The sequence below is a fragment of the Methylobacterium sp. WL6 genome, from assembly GCF_008040095.1.
GTDB lineage: Bacteria > Pseudomonadota > Alphaproteobacteria > Rhizobiales > Beijerinckiaceae > Methylobacterium.
This window is the reverse complement of record NZ_VRVH01000006.1, coordinates 42,589-57,828: the sequence shown is the minus strand read 5'-3', so window position 1 is coordinate 57,828 and position 15,240 is coordinate 42,589. Positions and strand designations below refer to the sequence as shown.

Sequence of the window (15,240 nt, the reverse complement as noted above, 5' to 3'; positions counted from 1 at the left end):
CCCCCCCCCCCCCCCCTTTTTTTTTTCAAGCTGAAGACGGCATACGAGATCTGCGCATGTCTCGTGGGCTCGGAGTTGTGTTTATGAGACAGGCCTTGCGCTCGCCCAGCGCCTCGCGGCCGCCGAGGCGCGGCGCTAGCCAGACCGCACGGATTCCCGACGCAGAAAGGCCCGCCCGGTCACCCGGGCGGGCCTTCGCATGTGCAAACGGTGCGTGACGCGTCAGTGCAGCATCATCGCGGCCGAGGCCTGCTGCATGCGTGCGATGGTCGCCGGGTCGCGCATGTGCTCGTCGAACAGACGTTCCGCTTCACGCTCCGATCGCTCGGCCTCGACCCTCGCGCGCTCGCGCGCGAGTTCATGCTGCATGTGCATCGGCTCCGGTAGCCCCTCGATTAGCTCCAGGCGACGGCGCGCGCGAAGGTGCCGGTGGACGTCATGGGGATCTGCCAGGGCCACGAGAGCCATCTGCGCCGGCGACATGCCGTTCAGCCAGTCCGCGGTCTCCCTGTTGATTTGGCCGAGGCCGCGGCCCGACGCCAGCCCGGCCCTTGCCTTGGCGTGGGCCACGACAGTGTCCCCGTACGTCATCATCGGGCCGCCTCGGTAGGCGGTGTCGGGCACGCCGTTGTCGTTGGCGAGCGCGGCTCCGGCGACGTCCTCGGCCGTTGGCGCCCGCCGCGGAACGAGCGCGCCCAGCACCCCGGCGGCCGCACCGGCCGTTGCATCCAGGATGCGGCCGGGCCCCTCCAGGACAGTACCAGCCGCCATGGCCGCGCCGGATGCGCCGAGAGCGACGGCATCGCGGATGGCGGGGGTGCGGCGGGTCAGCGGGACGAGCGCCTCGCCGACGGGCCCGATGGCGAATCCGAAAATGCGGGCGAACGCCGCCACGATCGCCGCGACGAGGCGGCGGATGAGATCGAGCTTATCCATCATTGCAGTTCACTCCGACGGCGTGGTGCCGCCTGCGTCCAGCAGAGCGCAGGCCTATGCATGGCACCAGGGTAGAAGGCGCATATTTCGAACCGATTAGCAGATCGTCTCCGACCACGTCGAATGAACGTTTTTGATTAGACCCACTTGCATTCCCGGAAGCGCGCGCTCACTCTATCGTCGTCGCGGTCGGCGAGGCCGTGCCGCTAGCGAATCGGCAGTCGATTCACGGGGGTGCCAATGATCAGGACGAGAACGGTGCCGGACGCTGAGGTCCGGCGGCGGGTGGCGGCGGGCGAGGCCTACGCCGCGATCGGGCGTGACGTCGGGCTGACGGGCGAGACGATCCGGCAGCGGGCGCTGCGTGCGGGGCTGGCCTCGCCCCGGCGCCACGGTCGCGTCCCGGGGGCTGCCGTGCTGCGCGTCGCGGTGCTGGCCGATGCGCCCCTGACCGCGACGGCGACGGCATGGGGTTGCGCGCCGGCCTCGATCCTGAGGGCCTGCCGCCGTCTCGGCCTGCCGACGGATCGCGCCGGGCGTGCCGCCCTGCGCCTGGGGGCCCGGTCGTGAGCCGGCGCCCCTCGATCGGCGAGGCCGAGGTCCTCGTTCGCCTGGAGGCCGCGTGCCGATCGGCCGGTGGCCAGAGGGCGTGGGCGCGGCGGCACGGCGTCTCGCAGACCGCCGTCAGCGAAGTCATCCGCGGGATCCGCGGGGAGCACGGCATCCCGCCGGGGATCCTGGCGGGGCTGGGGCTGCGCGCCGTCGCCCGGGCCTACGAGTCGGCTAACGCCACCGAATCAGGAAAGGAACGCTGAGATGATGCAGAGCCGAGAGCCGTCGACGTCCCCACATTACATGATCGCCCTCTACAGCGAGGCCCCTGAGGTCGCCTTCACCGTGGATGAGCTCGACGAATACCTGACGGGCATGAAGCCCGTCGTCTGCGCCGATGGCGTGCGCGTTCGTCTCCAGCTGACCGACGGCGAGCGCGTCTCGAAATCGATCGGAGGGGCCCTGCTGCGGTACTGCGCAGCATCGCCCGCAGACCGCGATGCCGCGGAGGCCGACTCGGTCGCGTGGGAGCGATCGTTCAAGGTCATCGAACTGGGTCGGGCGTTCGAGAGGAGCCACCGCGAGGACCCGGACATGCACTCCATCCCGCTCGTCCTGGAGCGGGATCACGTCCGCGGGCGGTATCTCGTCACGGAGACGTGCCAGGGCGCCCGCCGCGTCGCGTTCCGCGGCGATTACAGGGACAGCCCCGAGACCGTGATCCGGCTCGCCCGCGCTTACTGCACGGGGGCCACCCACGCCCGGGAGGACGCCGAAAGGGCCGGTGCAGCCGCCGTCCAGGCGGAGGCCGAGCGCAAGGCGAAGCGCACCGCTCAGCAGAAAGCCCGCCGCGCCGCCGACCGTGCCGCCCGCACGGCGCAGGCTCTCCTCGACGGCGAGCCCGACATCGACGCCGTGTTGGCGATCATGGCCTCCACCGGCCCCATGACGCGCACGTCCGCCTGACGGGCGGGGCGCCCCTAACGCACCAACGGATACCACCCGCCGGCCGGCGGGTGGCGGCAGCCCCCGCGGGGGCGAAATCGGGAACAGGATCGATGGCGCTGCAGGTCGTGAAACAGGATGGTGCGCTGCTCGTGCAGACCCCGCACGTCAACAAGAATTTCAACAAGCGCATCAAGGATATGGGTGGCGTCTGGCACAACGCCCGATGGCGGGTCGATGCCCGCAACGAAGCCTTGGTCCGCGCCGCCCTCAAGCGGAGCTACGGCGGCGACGGCCAGGGCGAGCCCGACGTCGTGACGGTCCGCTGCACGATCCACAAGGAGTCCTGGCAGGGTCCCGTCGACGTCGCGGGCCGCGTCATCGCCCGGGCCTTCGGGCGGGATTCCGGGGCGACCCTGGGCGACGGCGTCGTGCTCGTCGAGGGGCGCATCACGTCGGGCGGTTCCCGCATCAACTGGACGTCCGTCGTGGACGCCACGGTCGTCCTCCACGACTGCCCCCGCAAGGTCGCCGAGAAGATGATCGACGGCGGATACGTGGGCGTCAGCGGCGCCGCGATCGAAAACGCCACCGACGCCGATGCCGCCGCGCTCGCCGACGGCGTGGACTGATCCTCAGGACCGGCCGGGGCCGTGCGCGCTCCGGCCCTCCACCGGCGGCCCCGTAGATCGGGACCGCCCGTCAAGGGCCGATACGCCCATCGGGAGGACGACATGACGCCCATCGAGATCGCCGCCGAGAACGCCCGCGCCGACGTGCGCGCCGCCCTCGCCACCGTCCTGGAGACCCGCCGCCTGCGGGCCCTCGAAATCGTCGCCGGTCGTCGCACTGAGACGTCCCCGGAGACGGGCGACGAGGCCCTGGCGGACTGCACGCTGCAGCTCGCGATCGCGGTCCTGGACGACGCCGAGGACAACGAGGCCCTGGAGATCATCGACGCGATCATGGCTATCGCCACGACCGCCCCCGTCCCGCACGTGCAGGCCTGACGCCATGCCCCGCGCCCCCACCGCATTCCGCGCCGACCCGCGCCAGATCTCGATCTTCGATGTGCTCGGGGATCCCGGGCCCTGCATGCGCCCGGATCGGGACCGGATCCCCGTGCCGTGCCCGGCGACGCCCCCCGACGGGGCCGCGCCGTTCACCGCCGAGGAAGTCGCCGCGATCGAGGGATTCGTGACCGGGCAGGCCTTCGGGCCCGAAAGCTTCGTGGCGCGGATGCGCTGGCGTGACTGGCTCGCCAGAGGGGCCGTGCCGACGGTCCTGCCCGGGCCGCTGCTCCGTCGGAAGGAGCACGCGCAGGTGCTCCTGACCGAGACGCGGCTCGGCTACACCGCCGGCTGGGACTACGAGCAGCGCGACTACGGCGCCGGCGAGGGCGGGCACCTGGACCCCTGCTGGGACACGGAGGGGGCCTACCTGTGGCTGACGCGGCAGGCCGCAATCCATGCCGGCGGGCACGAGCTCTACGTCGCCGTCCAGGGGCGGTGCCCGCTCTCCGCCGCCGAGGTCCGCAAATACTGCCTGCAGCATGGTATCGACGTTGCGAGCCCACCGGATCGTGCCTTGCAGCGTCGCCTCGTGACGCGCGAGCGGATCAGGCTGCGTGCCGCGGTGCCCGCGCCGGACGATGTCGACGCCGACATGGAACCGAACCCCGAAGCGCTCGCGTACGAGCGCGCGATCGGACTGTCGGACGTTCCGGAACAGGCGATGGTCCGCGTCGGCCCGACCGTCTCGCCGGAGCCTGAACCAGGGGCTGAGTTCGCGCACGAGCCGACCCCCACCGCCGGCGAGGACGACCCCCACGAGCTCCTCCGCGAGATGGTCGCCGACTCGACACCCAAGGGCATCCCGTCGTGCGTCGACGGGGTCGTGACGGCCTATTGGCTGGATGGCGTTCTCGTGGGGCGGCTCCGGATGTGGGATGGGGCCTACTGCTGCCTCAGGGCTACGCCGGCGCCGGGAGGGTACCGTACGTTCTGGGACCACCATGGCCGAGAGCCACCCTACTGGGAGGGCGCGCGCCGGGCGTGGCGCAGGGGGGCGCCCGAGGCCATCGACGAGGACGATGTGGAGGTCGATGCGGAGGACGAGGCCCCGGCACCCGTGCCCGTATCCCAGCCTGAGCCAGCCCCGACCCGTCCCGTTCCGATCCCGGTGACCGGCTCCGGTGTGTCCGCCGAGGACGCCGCTTACGTCCACGCCGCGGTCCTGGAGCTCATGCTGAAGGGGCGGCCCAGCTACGTGAGCGAGATCCTCCGCGTCCGCCGCACCCCCGCCAGAACGGTCTGCGGATTCGTAAAGCTCCGCCCCATCACCGTCGCAACGGTCCGCCTGTTCGATGGTCATCTGGCCCAGGTGAAACTGTTCGAAGACGTCGGCGAGCCCGCCTACGCCGGCGGTCTACGGCTCAGGACTGACCGGGCTGACTTCACGTTCGACGAGGAGGCCTGGGCATGGAAACGCGTCGAGGAGCCCCCGCCTGCGAAGCCCGCCCGCACTCGCAAGCGCAAGCCCGTCACCGCCTGAACCTCGCTCGCGGGAATGGCTGCTTTATTTACGAGTTGGCCGTTAACGATTGGTCGAAGCAAAGATTAACGGGATTGCCCGACCGGAAACAGTTGCCTCGTTTGTGAGTCAACTTTGTTGCGACTGGCGTCGTATCGGAGGCCACGTACACATATCGGCCAGGGGTTGTCTGTCGTTAGCCCCTGCGCGATCGCCCATTTCCAGAACGCGGACAGTCGCGACAGGAGTTTGGCCGCCGTCGTCGGCGCCATGCCAGTGCGGTCTCTCATGCCCTCGGCGATGTCTCGCGCCGTACGATCCGTCACCGCCTCCATGGCCGCCGGCGTGCTCTGTTGGGCGAGGAGCCGCAGTAGCCACAAGATCGCGGTGCGGTCATCGACGAGGGTACGAGGACTGAGCCGCCCGGCCTGCTCGCGAATGTAACGGTCGTGCAGGCCGGCCAGCGACGTCTGCCCTGGCTCAAACCTATCGCTCTGCTCCCTTTCCCCGACGCGGTCCTCGTACGGTATCCCAAGCTGCCGTTCGAGCTCTGCGATCGCACCGGCGGGGTATCGGTCAGGGCGTAGCCGCCAGTCCTCGACAACGGCCAGATACGCGGCGACGTCGCGGTCACGCTGAGTTTCACCGAGCGACGCTAGGGCCTCGTCGATCCTCTCCCGGAACTTGTCGACGTGCGGGATCTTGGCCAGGGCGGCGACCTGGAGGTTCCCCGTCTTGAGGTCGTGCCGGAGCCGGGCGGCGCCGACGAGATGGCGCACTCTCTCCGGCACGAGGATCGTCACGCGGTACGACCCCCCGTGGTATTCGAGGTTGCTCCGGGCCTCCTCGCCCCCGCGGGGGCGGCCTCGGCGCCCGACCGGCTTCTCGACCATTCACGCCTCCCCGCTGCGCTCCCCGACTCGCTCCCCATGGCATGCCCCGGCCGCCGCGGCCAGGGCGCGCTTGCCCTTGCCCGCGGTCTCTCGTGCCCGGCGCCGGCGGGCGAGCTCGGCGCGCAGGTCGGCGATGTCGGGCAGCGCGGCCGCGGCCTCGGTGGCGCGCTCGTCCGCCCAGGCGCACCATCGAGACATCAGGGGCTGCTTCAGGTCCAGGCGATCGTCGTCGCTGTAGTGGCGTTCGAGAACGTCGTCGCTGCGGATGCCCTCGTTGTGGTCGAGGACGAGCTTGACGCTGTCGCGCGGGATTCGGAGCACGCGCTGGCAGACTGTCGAAAGGCCGCGGCGCAGGTCGTGCGGCGAGGCGAGGACGCCCATGTCAAGCAACCGGGCATTCATCGCGCTGTCGTTCATGTGACCGTCCTCGGCCGCGCCGGCGCGCGCGGGGCGGATCTGCGGGAACAGGAACGGCCCGGTCCCACGGTCGACCTGGGCCTGAACGAGCGACCACAGGCCCGGCGGGAGCGGGATCGCGTGCCTGTGCTTGTCGCCGCGCTTGGCAGCGGTCTTCCTATGGGCGGGGCCCATAGACCACACGCCCCAGCCCGGCGTCTCCGTCCAAGCCACGAAATCCTCGGCCAATGCCTCCGCGATCGGCCGCCGTCGCTGTCCGGTGAGGACGAGAAGCTCAAGGGCGGCCGCCACGGTCGGCTCCAGGGCACCGGATCGGGCGACCGCCAGGACGCGGCCGATCTCGGCGGGCGTCGCGACGTGGCCGCCGGGCACCTTCCCGTTGGTCCGCGGCTTGTCGCCGGGCGTCCGCTCCGGCGCGCGCAGCCCGGGCATGCCGGCGTCGACGCCGCTGCGCTTCCGGTTCTCGTGGCGCGCGAGGTAGCTCCACATGGGGCGGAGCACGCTCGCCAGGTGCTCGGCGTGCCGTTCCCGACCGCTCGCATGGATCGCGTGGACGATGGTCGCGAGGTCGTCGATCCCGATGCGGCGGACCCGGCGGCCGGTGAATACCGCGAGCTCGGGGGCCCGCAGGAGCTTCGTGTAGTCGAGGTGCGTCGCCGGTCGCCGCACCCGCGCGACCTCCGAAAGGAAGGCCGCCTTGGCCTCGTCCCAAGTCCATTCCCCGGGGCGGTTCCACGCGTCCTCGAACGCTTCGACCTGCGCCGGGTCCCGGGGCGGGGGCTCTACCTTCGGCGGCAGCTTGCGCAGGCGGCGCAGCTGCGCTTCGAGCCAGCGGTCATCCGGCACGCCGATCCGATCGACGAGGCGGCGCCGAGCGTCGCTGGCCAGCGACCGCGCCTCGGACAGGGAGATCGTCGCGGGGCCGCCGAGCGTCAGCCGGCACGTCCGCTCCTGGCTCTCGTACTTGAATGAGAACCGCGCCCCGCGCGGCCCGACGCGCAGCAGCAGCCCCGGGCACCCGCCGTCGATGAGGTCGTAGGCGGGGCGCTTGGCCTCGACATCGGCTAGGGCCTTCTTGACGATCGTCTCGGATAGGCGGATTGGCACGCGGCGAACTCGGGCGGTTCTCGGGCGGGGGTGCTCGGGCGGGGCCCGGAGCCCGTTCTAGGAGGCAGACCCTGCCAAGTCGTTGCCTGAATGCGCGAAACCAGGGGATAACGCCCCGCCCGAACGGGCTCACGCACGCCGTCCAGGGCGCCGAACGAGGAATCATAATCCTCGTGTCGGGGGTTCGAGTCCCTCTCCCGCTACCATTTCTTCAACCCGCCCAGTCTCGACGTGGCGGGTTTTTCATGCCTGCAGGGCACTCCGAAGCCGTGCTGCAAAGCGCGATCGCCGATGCGACGCGGCGGGGGTGATCGCGGCCGCCTCGGGCGGACGGCGCGTCGGGGATCCGGGAGGGACGTCATGCGCTGGATCGTGCCGACCGCGATCGTTCTCGCCGCGCTTCCGGCGGCCGCCCGCGCCGCCGGCGATCCGAGCCGGGACGTGCTCTGGGCGGCGCTGAAGACTTGCGTCCTCGCCAAGACGCTCGCCAACCGGACCTTTCCCTGCCTGGACGTCGATCTCGGCGACAAGGACCGGCCTGGGACCGCGGTGCTGCGCGCGCCGGGCGAGCCGACCCACGTCGTCGTGATGCCGACGGACACGGTCGCCGGGCTCGAGGCGCCGGTGCTGCGCGGGGCGCGGGGGATCGTCTACTGGCGCGCCGCCCTCGCGGCCCGGCGCTTCGTGGCGGCCCCTCTGAAGAACCGCGTGCCGGTGGAGGAGGTCGGCCTCGCGGTGAACTCGGCGCGGGGCCGAAGCCAGGACCAGCTCCACATCCATCTCGACTGCATCAAGCCGCGGGTGCTGGCCGCCCTGCGGACGCACGGCCACGGCATCCGCGCCACCTGGGCACCGTTCCCGGTTCCCCTCGCGGGCGACCGCTACCTCGCCCTGCGGGTGACGGCTGCCGAGGCGGAGCGCTTCAACCCGTTCGCGGCGCTCGTCCGCCTGCCGGGGCGTCGGGACCTGCGGCAGACCAGCCTCGCGGCGGTCGCGACCCCGGCCGGCGATCCGGATCCCGGCTACTACATGCTGGCCTACCGGGCGCCGCGGGCGAGCGCCGAGGACCTGATGGATCACACCTGCGGGGCGGCTGACGGAGCCGCGACGCCGTAGGCTGTGTGCCGCCGGCGTCGACGGTCATCCACAGGTCGCTCCGTGCCGTCGAGCCGAACCGGATCGGGGCCGCCGAGGCGAAGCGTCGTCACGCGCGAGCGCCTTCGCGCGACAACCGGTTGCCTCGACAAGGCGATGCCGGCGCTTATCCTTCACCGATGCGCTTTCCCGAAGCCAGCCGTCACCACGTCCAAGGCGGCCTGCCGCGCGATCGTCCGGATGCCTGAGACGTCGGACCGATCGCCGCGCTGTGTCCACTACGTCGGCTTCAAGGACGACCGCTACTGGAACGCCGTCCGGATCTTCGGCGGTCCCCGGGTGATCCACCGCCTCTGGGATTGGTTCGCGGTCCACGATGTCGGCCCCAACGACGTGGTCGTGTTCGCCGAGGGCGATGCGAGCCAGCCGATGGCGGCGTGGAACGCGACCGACATCGACGAGCGCTGGCTCACCTGAGCCGCCGGCCGGCCGCACGCCTGACCATGATCGGGCTGCGGCACTCGGAGCAGCGCGAGCGTGCGAACCGAACCAGGATGGCGGCTGTTGATGCGCCATGACCGATCCGACATCCGCCCCAGCGTCCGACGCGATCATCGACGCCCGCCGCCGCGAGATGGCGGTCGAGCACCTGCTGTTCGGCACGATCCGCTTCGTCGCGCAGCGCCATCCGGAGCTCCTCGACGAGCTCGACGGCAGCCTCGACCACCTGTGGGACAAGGCCCACGGCGAGGCCCGCGACGACGAGGCGGTGCGCGAGATCGCGCGGCGCTTCATCAAGAGCCTGCACGCCGAGAGCTAGCAGCCGCACGGCCACCCGCGACCTCTCGGGTTCGATGTCCCACAGGGCCGCCTTCGAGGCGGGCGGTGCCGCATGCGGCCGGCACCGCCAGCCGCGGACCGATGCGGCCGGTGGAGAACGCATCCTCGCGCGTCGGCCGCTGTTCATGCCGGTGCCGTCGGCCTCGGCGCGTAAGCGGCGCCGTCGCATAACCCGCCGAGGTCCGGCCCCGGCAAGCGCGAGGACCAAAACCCGCACTTGATTTCTTGCTTTGGGAGTGCCGGCGCGTCCGCCAGCCAACCGGCACCTTGCAGCGCGGGTGCAGCGCGAAACTTCAGGACGTGCGGCACCGCGCAGGCGCCGTGGATCGCGTCGATCTGGTCGATCGCAACAACCCGCCTTCGCAGGTCGAGCGCCGTGTCGAGAAGCGGCCCGAACGCGCCCGCGCCGACCTGGATGTCGATCCGACGGAACGGCCGCAAGGGGCTCGGCAGCGATGGCCTCCACCGCCTCAGGATCGGTTGCGTCGGTCGGGGTCGCGACCACCTCGTCGTTGCCGACCCGGAACTCACGACCGCGTGGCATCGGGCCCACCGATACGGCGCGCGGCCGGAACGACGCAGCCCGCGCGCGCCATGAACGCCCCAGCGGCCGCATGGGCGGTACCGCTCGATGCGCCGGTCAGGACGACGGTCACCATTTGAGTTCGGACATGCTCGCGCTCCGTCGCGACGTGCTTCGCGAGGCGAGCAGGTCCAGGTTCGCGTCCTGCGCGCGACCCTTACGACATAGGCGTTTGCCGGGTTGGGGTGCCACGGCCCGATCGTGCAGGCGAGAAGAAGCTTGACCGCAGCAACTAGTACGAACGCATTATACTAGGAAATCCGGCCTATGACTTATGTCATATGCGCGTTCTTAAGTTTGTTGAAGTCAAAGGCCGGAATTTATCGTAATAGAGCGCAATGCAGGTGCATCTCGTTACGCTCGGCTCACACGGCGACGTTCTGCCGTTCCTTGCGCTCGCCTCCGCCCTCAAGCGGCGCGGTCATGCCGTCGCCCTGGCGGCGCCGGCGCCGTTCGGCGGGCTGGCGAAGCGGGCCGGGGTCGATTTCCACGCTCTCGGCACGCAGGCGGATTACGAGCGCACCATCCGGCACCCGGATCTCTGGCATCCGCGGCGCGGGGTCGCACCGCTTCTGCAGACCCTGTCCTCGGCGACCGAGCCGGTGTTCGACTGGCTGCGCGCACGGTGGTCGGCCGAGGGCGGTGTCGTCGTGGCCTCCCCCAACAGCCTCGGCGCCCGCGTCGCGCAGGACAAGCTCGGCCTGCCCCTGGTGACGCTCCACGTCGCGCCGTTCCTGATCGAGAGCCGCCGCGACGCCCCCGTGCTTCCGGGCCTGCCGCTGGTGCACCTCCTGCCATCGCGCACCCGGCATTGGCTCGGGCGGGGCGGGGATCGCTACGTCGTCGACCCGGCGGTGCTGCCCGGCCTGAACGCGTTTCGGGCGACCCTCGGCCTGCCGCCGGTCCGCCGGCTGCGCCACTGGTGGAACAGCCCGACGCGGATGGTGCTCACCTGCCCGGACTGGTTCGCCGAGCCGCAGCCCGATTGGCCCGAGCAGGCCGTGCAGGTCGGCTTTCCGCTCTCGGATCGCTTCGGTGACCGGGACGGGCTCGACCCGGAGGTGGCGGCCTTCCTCGACGCGGGCGCGCCGCCCATCGCCTTCACCTACGGCTCGGGAATGCGCCAGGGTCGGGCGTTCTTCCGCACCGCGACCGCTCTGTGTCGGCGCATGGGCCGCCGCGGCATCCTGCTGGCGCCGCAGGCCGATCAGGTCTCCGACACCCTGCCGCCGGAGATCCGGCACGTGGCCTACGCGCCGTTCAGCGCGCTGCTGCCGCACTGTGCCGCCCTGGTCCATCACGGCGGCATCGGCACCGTGGCGCAGGCGCTCACCGCCGGCATCCCGCAACTCGTCGTTCCGGTGGCGTTCGATCACTTCGACGAAGCCGCCCGCCTGAGAAAGCTCGGCGTGGGGGCGACGCTGAGCCGTCGCCGGTTTACGCCGTCACGCGGCGCGCGCGTCATGGATCGGCTCCTGACTTCCCCGACCGTGGCGCACGCCTGCCGCGAGGCCGCGCAGCGGGTCGCGCACGAAGACGGGCTCGGCGCGACCTGCGATGCCGTCGAGCAGGCGATCGCGGCGTGAGCCCCGGCATGACCACGAAACGTCGGTCGCACCCGGTGACGGGCGACGGCCCGGCCGATTGAGCGGTCGCGACCGTCGGGGCGACCGTCTGCGTGAGGTCAGGCTCGCGACCGCGACCTCCGCGGCACCTGACCACAGGCTCCGAACCGGGTGGCGAACGGACGGTTGGCCTCGCGACCATGGGTGGCATGGGCGGGCTTGCCCGGCATGTCGCGACGAAGGAGGTTCCGGGTGCCGTTTTCACCGAACAAGGCGATCTGCGTCCTCGGCTGCGTCGCCTGCCTACTGGGGCCGGCATGGCCTGCCGCGGCGCAGAGCACGGGCTACGTCACCGGCTTTCCGGGCAAGGATCCGGCCGGCGACGACGAGATCGGGTGGGGGCCGGCCTACAGGCCGGAGACGAGCTTCTTGCAACCCGGCACGCCGCCGACGCCCGGCGATTTCGCGGGCGCGGCCTATCGGGCGCGCACGGGCCGCGGGCCCTACGACGACGTGCAGAACGTCCGTAGCATGCGGCAGGTCCGTACAGAGCCCAGCGAGCGGTTCGCGACGGCATCGCAGCGCATCGTCCGGGCGCGTCGGATCGGCAAGCGGTCAGCGGCCGCACACGGCCACGTCCGACACCGGGCGGCACGGCAGGCGGTCCGATGAAGGGGCCCTTTCGCGTCGACCGCGACGCGTCTTCCGCGCGAGGGCGACGCTACAGGAAGTCGATCTTCCGGGCGAAATAGTCGCTGTGCGGATTGACGCCCATCGGCTCGGACGAGACGAAGGGCCGGGCCGCCTGGAACACGATCATCGCCATGATGGCCGCCATCGACCCTCCGACCGGTGCCGATACGATGGCCAGGACCGGCGAGTATTTCCAGAGCAGCAGAGTCGTGATCGCGAGCCCGACAGCCGACGCCAGCACGATCCGAAAGATGCAGCATTCCGACGGTTGCATGCTTGCCTCCCAACCTGGGCACGTAAATCATAGGTTGTTAACATTGCCAAACATTCAATCGTGCCGTGTGTGCGTACTCATCCGCAAGGCATGACCGCGGCTTACCGCGCGCAGGCTTCGGCCTCGCGGTTTTTCGGAAGGCTGTTGCACCCCGGTCACGCTGGATCACGGCGGGCAACGATCCACCGGCGGCGTCTCCTGCGATCATCCTGGCACCGACCTTGCTCCGGATGGTGCACCGCGACGTGTTGCGACGCAGCGTGCGCACCGGCACGTCACGGCCGAGGTCGGATCGCCATCTCCGGATCGACGCAGATCGCGGTGCGGCTGCACCGCCGGCGGATCGCTTCGCCACAACCGGTAAGGATGCCAAGCATGAAACTGAAGCTGTTCAGCTACGCGATGATCGGGGCCTTCGCTTTCGGCCTCGTTGCGACCGTCATCGGGACGGCCAGCGTGATTGTCGGCTTCTGACCGAAGGACTTGAGGCGCGATTCGAGGCGTGCGCGACGGGGCAGGGTCCCGCCGCGCGCGTCCCATGCTGGATCGGACCCACGCATCCAGGGCCCTGGTTCGGCGGTGATCGAACGCTAGGTGCGTGTGCTTGAGCGACGGCGATCCGCCGGCGCGAGCCGGATACCGTCCCATGGCCTTAGAAAAGCATTCTGATCAGGATGCGCACCTTTCCGCCACCGATCCGAACATCGTGGCCTTCGCCATGATCGAGGGGGGGCGGGTGATCCACGTCGAGATCCCGGTCGACGTGATGCATGCCGAGTTCGGCGCGACCAAGCTCGGGCCGGTCGACTTCTTCGAGTCGCATCGTGCCGTGATCGAGGGAACCGCGAAGCAGACCTATGAGCGCCTGTCCGAGCCGAGCGACCGCGTTCGGATCGGTGCTGCGGATTTTGCCGCGCCGGGCTCGCGGGCCAATGCGGCGGACGAGGTGACCTGACCGAGGACGACCCGTCGAGGCTCCCCGGCTCGGACGCGATCGGCACCGCGGATCATGCCGCCGGCGCCGCTCGGAACATCGCGACGCGCTTGCGAGAACCGCGACCGATCGCAGGACGTTGCTCTTCCGAACCGGAGAGTCCCCCATGCCCGATCAGGTCGCCAACACCGAAGATCTCGCGAACACCACCTACGACGCCGGCCGTCCCGCCGACGCTGGGGAAACGCGTGATGCGCCAGCCGCCCGGAAGCCGGAGGAAGGCCTGACCGACGCGACCAGTTCCGAGCCGCTCCCGGTGCCGGGAGAGGATGCCGAGGTCGGCCTGGCCCAGAAGGGCACCGGCGAGGCCGCGGTCGTCCGCCGCGAAACCGAGATCTGAAGGACCGCCCGCATGACCGACGACACCACCGACACCCAGGCCCAGCGGATGCCGCAGGGAAAACCGAAGCCGAACGGCGCGGCGATCACGCCCCAGGACACTGTCACCGGGGAGACCAAGCCGGGCGCGGGCCCGATGGACCGGCCGGGAACGGAGGCTGAGGACAAGGCTCGGCGTCCGTAGGCCGCCAGGCGCGGCTGGACCCGACGACGCGAACTCGCACCCTGTCCCGAACCCAGATCGGCGCGAGCCGCTGGGTTCGCCATGCCATAGGGTCCGATCGGCGAAGCGACGCCGCCACGCGGTCCCGTCGAGGCCGCGAGGCCTCCGGCAGCGTGACGGCACCGGCGCTCTCGGCGAGACGGACCCGATCAGCCGGTCTTCTCGACGGCGCTCGGCAGGACGAGCGGCGGCGTCTGCTGGTGCTGGATCACGCGCCAGACCTCGTGCGACACGCGTCGATAGGTCGAGGTGCAGTTCGCCTGATACGCCTCGTCGTCGCGCGCGGCCTCGACGTGGTAGGCGACCACGATGATGCCCTCCTGCGGCCGGGCGATCTGGCCCTTCGAGAACGCGACCTCGGTCCATCGCGGCGTATGAGCGACGGCCTCGATCGCCTGGGTGCCGCTGAGCACGAAGGGCGGGTGCGGCAGCACCATGAGGCATTCCTCGTCGACGAGCTCGCGATAATGGTCGGGACTGCCGTCCCAGAGGCTCTTCTCGAAAGACCAGACCCGGTCGTCGTCCATGGCGTTCACCTCAAGCAGCGGGAAGTCCCTCGGAGAAGTGCGGTCGCACCGCTTCGTTCCGTCGTGCCGCGACCCTGCGAGCGGGTCGACCGCTTGAGGCTCGGGTCGTCCGAACCCGTAAAACAGTATCGCCGACGCGCTCGAACGCGCTTGGCCCGACGTCGCGCAACGACCTTCGCAGAGGGTCATTCCGGCTCGGCGAGGTCCCGCACTGTGCTTCGGAAGCCTTGTCGGACCGCGGCCGAATTCTGACGCCGGGCCGGACACCGCAGTCGCTTTCCGGTCGGCCGAAGCTCCGATGTCTAAATTCGGCACATCATCGACGGCATCGCTCTTGCCGAAACTTGGTGCGTTCGCCATTTCTTGTCTCACTCACGGACAAGCGGGGGCCCGCGATCCGGGATCGAAACGATGTCCTCATCAACGACGGAACGGCTCCTCGATGTCGGCGGCCCCTTGAGCCGCCGATCGACGGTCATCGCCAACGTGCGCTGGTTCCGAAAGCTCGCCGCGCGCGCGCTTCGCGACGGCGCGCCGAATGCGGAGGTGCGGGCGGCCAACGCCCGAGCCGCCGCGCGCATCCTGATCCGTCAGGGGAAGCGCGAAGCCTTGGTCGACCGCATGATCCGTGAGACGCAAGGGGCCGACGTCTAGGCCTTCCGCACCGATCCACGCCCTTCGCGAACAGTCCGCCGGCGCGCCGCATCCATGCACCGGCGGCCGAC

The 15,240-nt window shown here is 70.5% G+C and carries 21 protein-coding genes; 15 read left to right on the top strand and 6 right to left on the bottom strand.

Annotated elements, in window-relative coordinates:
• Positions 1–222: 222 nt before the first annotated feature.
• Entirely contained in the window at positions 223–939 is a 717-nt protein-coding gene (locus tag FV230_RS01995) for a hypothetical protein (protein WP_147841026.1), read from the bottom strand.
• A 255-nt stretch (positions 940–1,194) separates the two neighbouring features.
• On the opposite strand from FV230_RS01995, the gene FV230_RS01990 reads away from it, so the two are divergent.
• The 6 genes from FV230_RS01990 (at position 1,195) to FV230_RS01965 (ending at position 4,986) form a co-directional block, all read left to right on the top strand.
• Positions 1,195–1,506: a hypothetical protein gene (locus FV230_RS01990; protein WP_147841025.1), complete on the top strand. Its 312-nt coding sequence runs from the start codon at positions 1,195–1,197 to the stop codon at positions 1,504–1,506.
• Positions 1,503–1,751, top strand: coding sequence for a helix-turn-helix domain-containing protein (locus FV230_RS01985; RefSeq protein WP_246694688.1), 249 nt, complete (start codon positions 1,503–1,505; stop codon positions 1,749–1,751). Before FV230_RS01990 ends, FV230_RS01985 begins: the two co-directional genes overlap by 4 nt.
• Positions 1,752–1,791: 40 nt before the next feature.
• A complete protein-coding gene (locus tag FV230_RS01980; RefSeq protein WP_147841024.1) occupies positions 1,792–2,454 on the top strand; it encodes a hypothetical protein in 663 nt (220 codons plus the stop codon).
• A 92-nt stretch (positions 2,455–2,546) separates the two neighbouring features.
• Complete coding sequence (locus FV230_RS01975; protein ID WP_147841023.1) at positions 2,547–3,065, top strand: hypothetical protein; 519 nt, start codon at positions 2,547–2,549, stop codon at positions 3,063–3,065.
• A gap of 102 nt (positions 3,066–3,167) precedes the next feature.
• Entirely contained in the window at positions 3,168–3,443 is a 276-nt protein-coding gene (locus tag FV230_RS01970) for a hypothetical protein (RefSeq protein WP_147841022.1), read from the top strand.
• A 4-nt stretch (positions 3,444–3,447) separates the two neighbouring features.
• Positions 3,448–4,986, top strand: a complete 1,539-nt coding sequence (locus tag FV230_RS01965; RefSeq protein WP_147841021.1) for a hypothetical protein — start codon at positions 3,448–3,450, stop codon at positions 4,984–4,986.
• 65 nt (positions 4,987–5,051) lie between these two features.
• Here the strand turns inward: FV230_RS01965 and FV230_RS01960 are convergent, their stop codons facing one another.
• Positions 5,052–5,858 (bottom strand): hypothetical protein, encoded by an 807-nt coding sequence (locus FV230_RS01960; protein ID WP_147841020.1) that lies wholly within the window; start codon positions 5,856–5,858, stop codon positions 5,052–5,054.
• On the bottom strand, positions 5,859–7,382 hold the full coding sequence (locus FV230_RS01955; protein ID WP_147841019.1) for an integrase family protein: 1,524 nt from the start codon (positions 7,380–7,382) through the stop codon (positions 5,859–5,861). It lies immediately after the preceding gene.
• A 360-nt stretch (positions 7,383–7,742) separates the two neighbouring features.
• Here FV230_RS01955 and FV230_RS01950 point away from each other — a divergent pair, with 360 nt between their 5' ends.
• From FV230_RS01950 to FV230_RS01940, 3 genes are all read left to right on the top strand, one after another.
• Positions 7,743–8,498, top strand: coding sequence for a CDP-diacylglycerol diphosphatase (locus FV230_RS01950; RefSeq protein ID WP_147841018.1), 756 nt, complete (start codon positions 7,743–7,745; stop codon positions 8,496–8,498).
• Between the two features lie 219 nt (positions 8,499–8,717).
• Positions 8,718–8,954, top strand: coding sequence for a hypothetical protein (locus FV230_RS01945; protein WP_147841017.1), 237 nt, complete (start codon positions 8,718–8,720; stop codon positions 8,952–8,954).
• Between the two features lie 97 nt (positions 8,955–9,051).
• On the top strand, positions 9,052–9,297 hold the full coding sequence (locus FV230_RS01940) for a hypothetical protein (RefSeq protein ID WP_187274660.1): 246 nt from the start codon (positions 9,052–9,054) through the stop codon (positions 9,295–9,297).
• Between the two features lie 143 nt (positions 9,298–9,440).
• On the opposite strand, the gene FV230_RS01935 is transcribed toward FV230_RS01940, so the two are convergent.
• The gene (locus FV230_RS01935; RefSeq protein ID WP_147841016.1) at positions 9,441–9,758 is read right to left on the bottom strand and encodes a hypothetical protein; all 318 of its coding nucleotides are present in this window, start codon (positions 9,756–9,758) and stop codon (positions 9,441–9,443) included.
• Between the two features lie 480 nt (positions 9,759–10,238).
• Here FV230_RS01935 and FV230_RS01930 point away from each other — a divergent pair, with 480 nt between their 5' ends.
• Both FV230_RS01930 and FV230_RS30475 read left to right on the top strand, forming a co-directional pair.
• On the top strand, positions 10,239–11,486 hold the full coding sequence (locus tag FV230_RS01930; protein ID WP_147841015.1) for a nucleotide disphospho-sugar-binding domain-containing protein: 1,248 nt from the start codon (positions 10,239–10,241) through the stop codon (positions 11,484–11,486).
• A gap of 231 nt (positions 11,487–11,717) precedes the next feature.
• Positions 11,718–12,137 carry a hypothetical protein gene (locus tag FV230_RS30475; protein ID WP_246694687.1) on the top strand — a complete coding sequence of 140 codons (420 nt, stop codon included), beginning with the start codon at positions 11,718–11,720 and terminating at the stop codon, positions 12,135–12,137.
• A 49-nt stretch (positions 12,138–12,186) separates the two neighbouring features.
• On the opposite strand, the gene FV230_RS01920 is transcribed toward FV230_RS30475, so the two are convergent.
• Positions 12,187–12,432 (bottom strand): hypothetical protein, encoded by a 246-nt coding sequence (locus tag FV230_RS01920; RefSeq protein WP_147726754.1) that lies wholly within the window; start codon positions 12,430–12,432, stop codon positions 12,187–12,189.
• A 646-nt stretch (positions 12,433–13,078) separates the two neighbouring features.
• Between FV230_RS01920 and FV230_RS01915 the strand changes: the two genes are divergently transcribed.
• The 3 genes from FV230_RS01915 (at position 13,079) to FV230_RS29340 (ending at position 13,949) form a co-directional block, all read left to right on the top strand.
• A complete protein-coding gene (locus FV230_RS01915; protein WP_147841014.1) occupies positions 13,079–13,387 on the top strand; it encodes a DUF1488 family protein in 309 nt (102 codons plus the stop codon).
• Positions 13,388–13,532: 145 nt separating this feature from the next.
• The gene (locus FV230_RS01910) at positions 13,533–13,766 is read left to right on the top strand and encodes a hypothetical protein (RefSeq protein ID WP_147841013.1); all 234 of its coding nucleotides are present in this window, start codon (positions 13,533–13,535) and stop codon (positions 13,764–13,766) included.
• A gap of 12 nt (positions 13,767–13,778) precedes the next feature.
• Complete coding sequence (locus tag FV230_RS29340) at positions 13,779–13,949, top strand: hypothetical protein (RefSeq protein ID WP_187275350.1); 171 nt, start codon at positions 13,779–13,781, stop codon at positions 13,947–13,949.
• A 188-nt stretch (positions 13,950–14,137) separates the two neighbouring features.
• Here FV230_RS29340 and FV230_RS01905 read toward each other — a convergent pair whose 3' ends face one another.
• Positions 14,138–14,515 (bottom strand): DUF4440 domain-containing protein, encoded by a 378-nt coding sequence (locus FV230_RS01905; RefSeq protein ID WP_147841012.1) that lies wholly within the window; start codon positions 14,513–14,515, stop codon positions 14,138–14,140.
• A gap of 411 nt (positions 14,516–14,926) precedes the next feature.
• On the opposite strand from FV230_RS01905, the gene FV230_RS01900 reads away from it, so the two are divergent.
• Positions 14,927–15,169: a hypothetical protein gene (locus tag FV230_RS01900; RefSeq protein ID WP_147726746.1), complete on the top strand. Its 243-nt coding sequence runs from the start codon at positions 14,927–14,929 to the stop codon at positions 15,167–15,169.
• Positions 15,170–15,240: the final 71 nt, after the last annotated feature.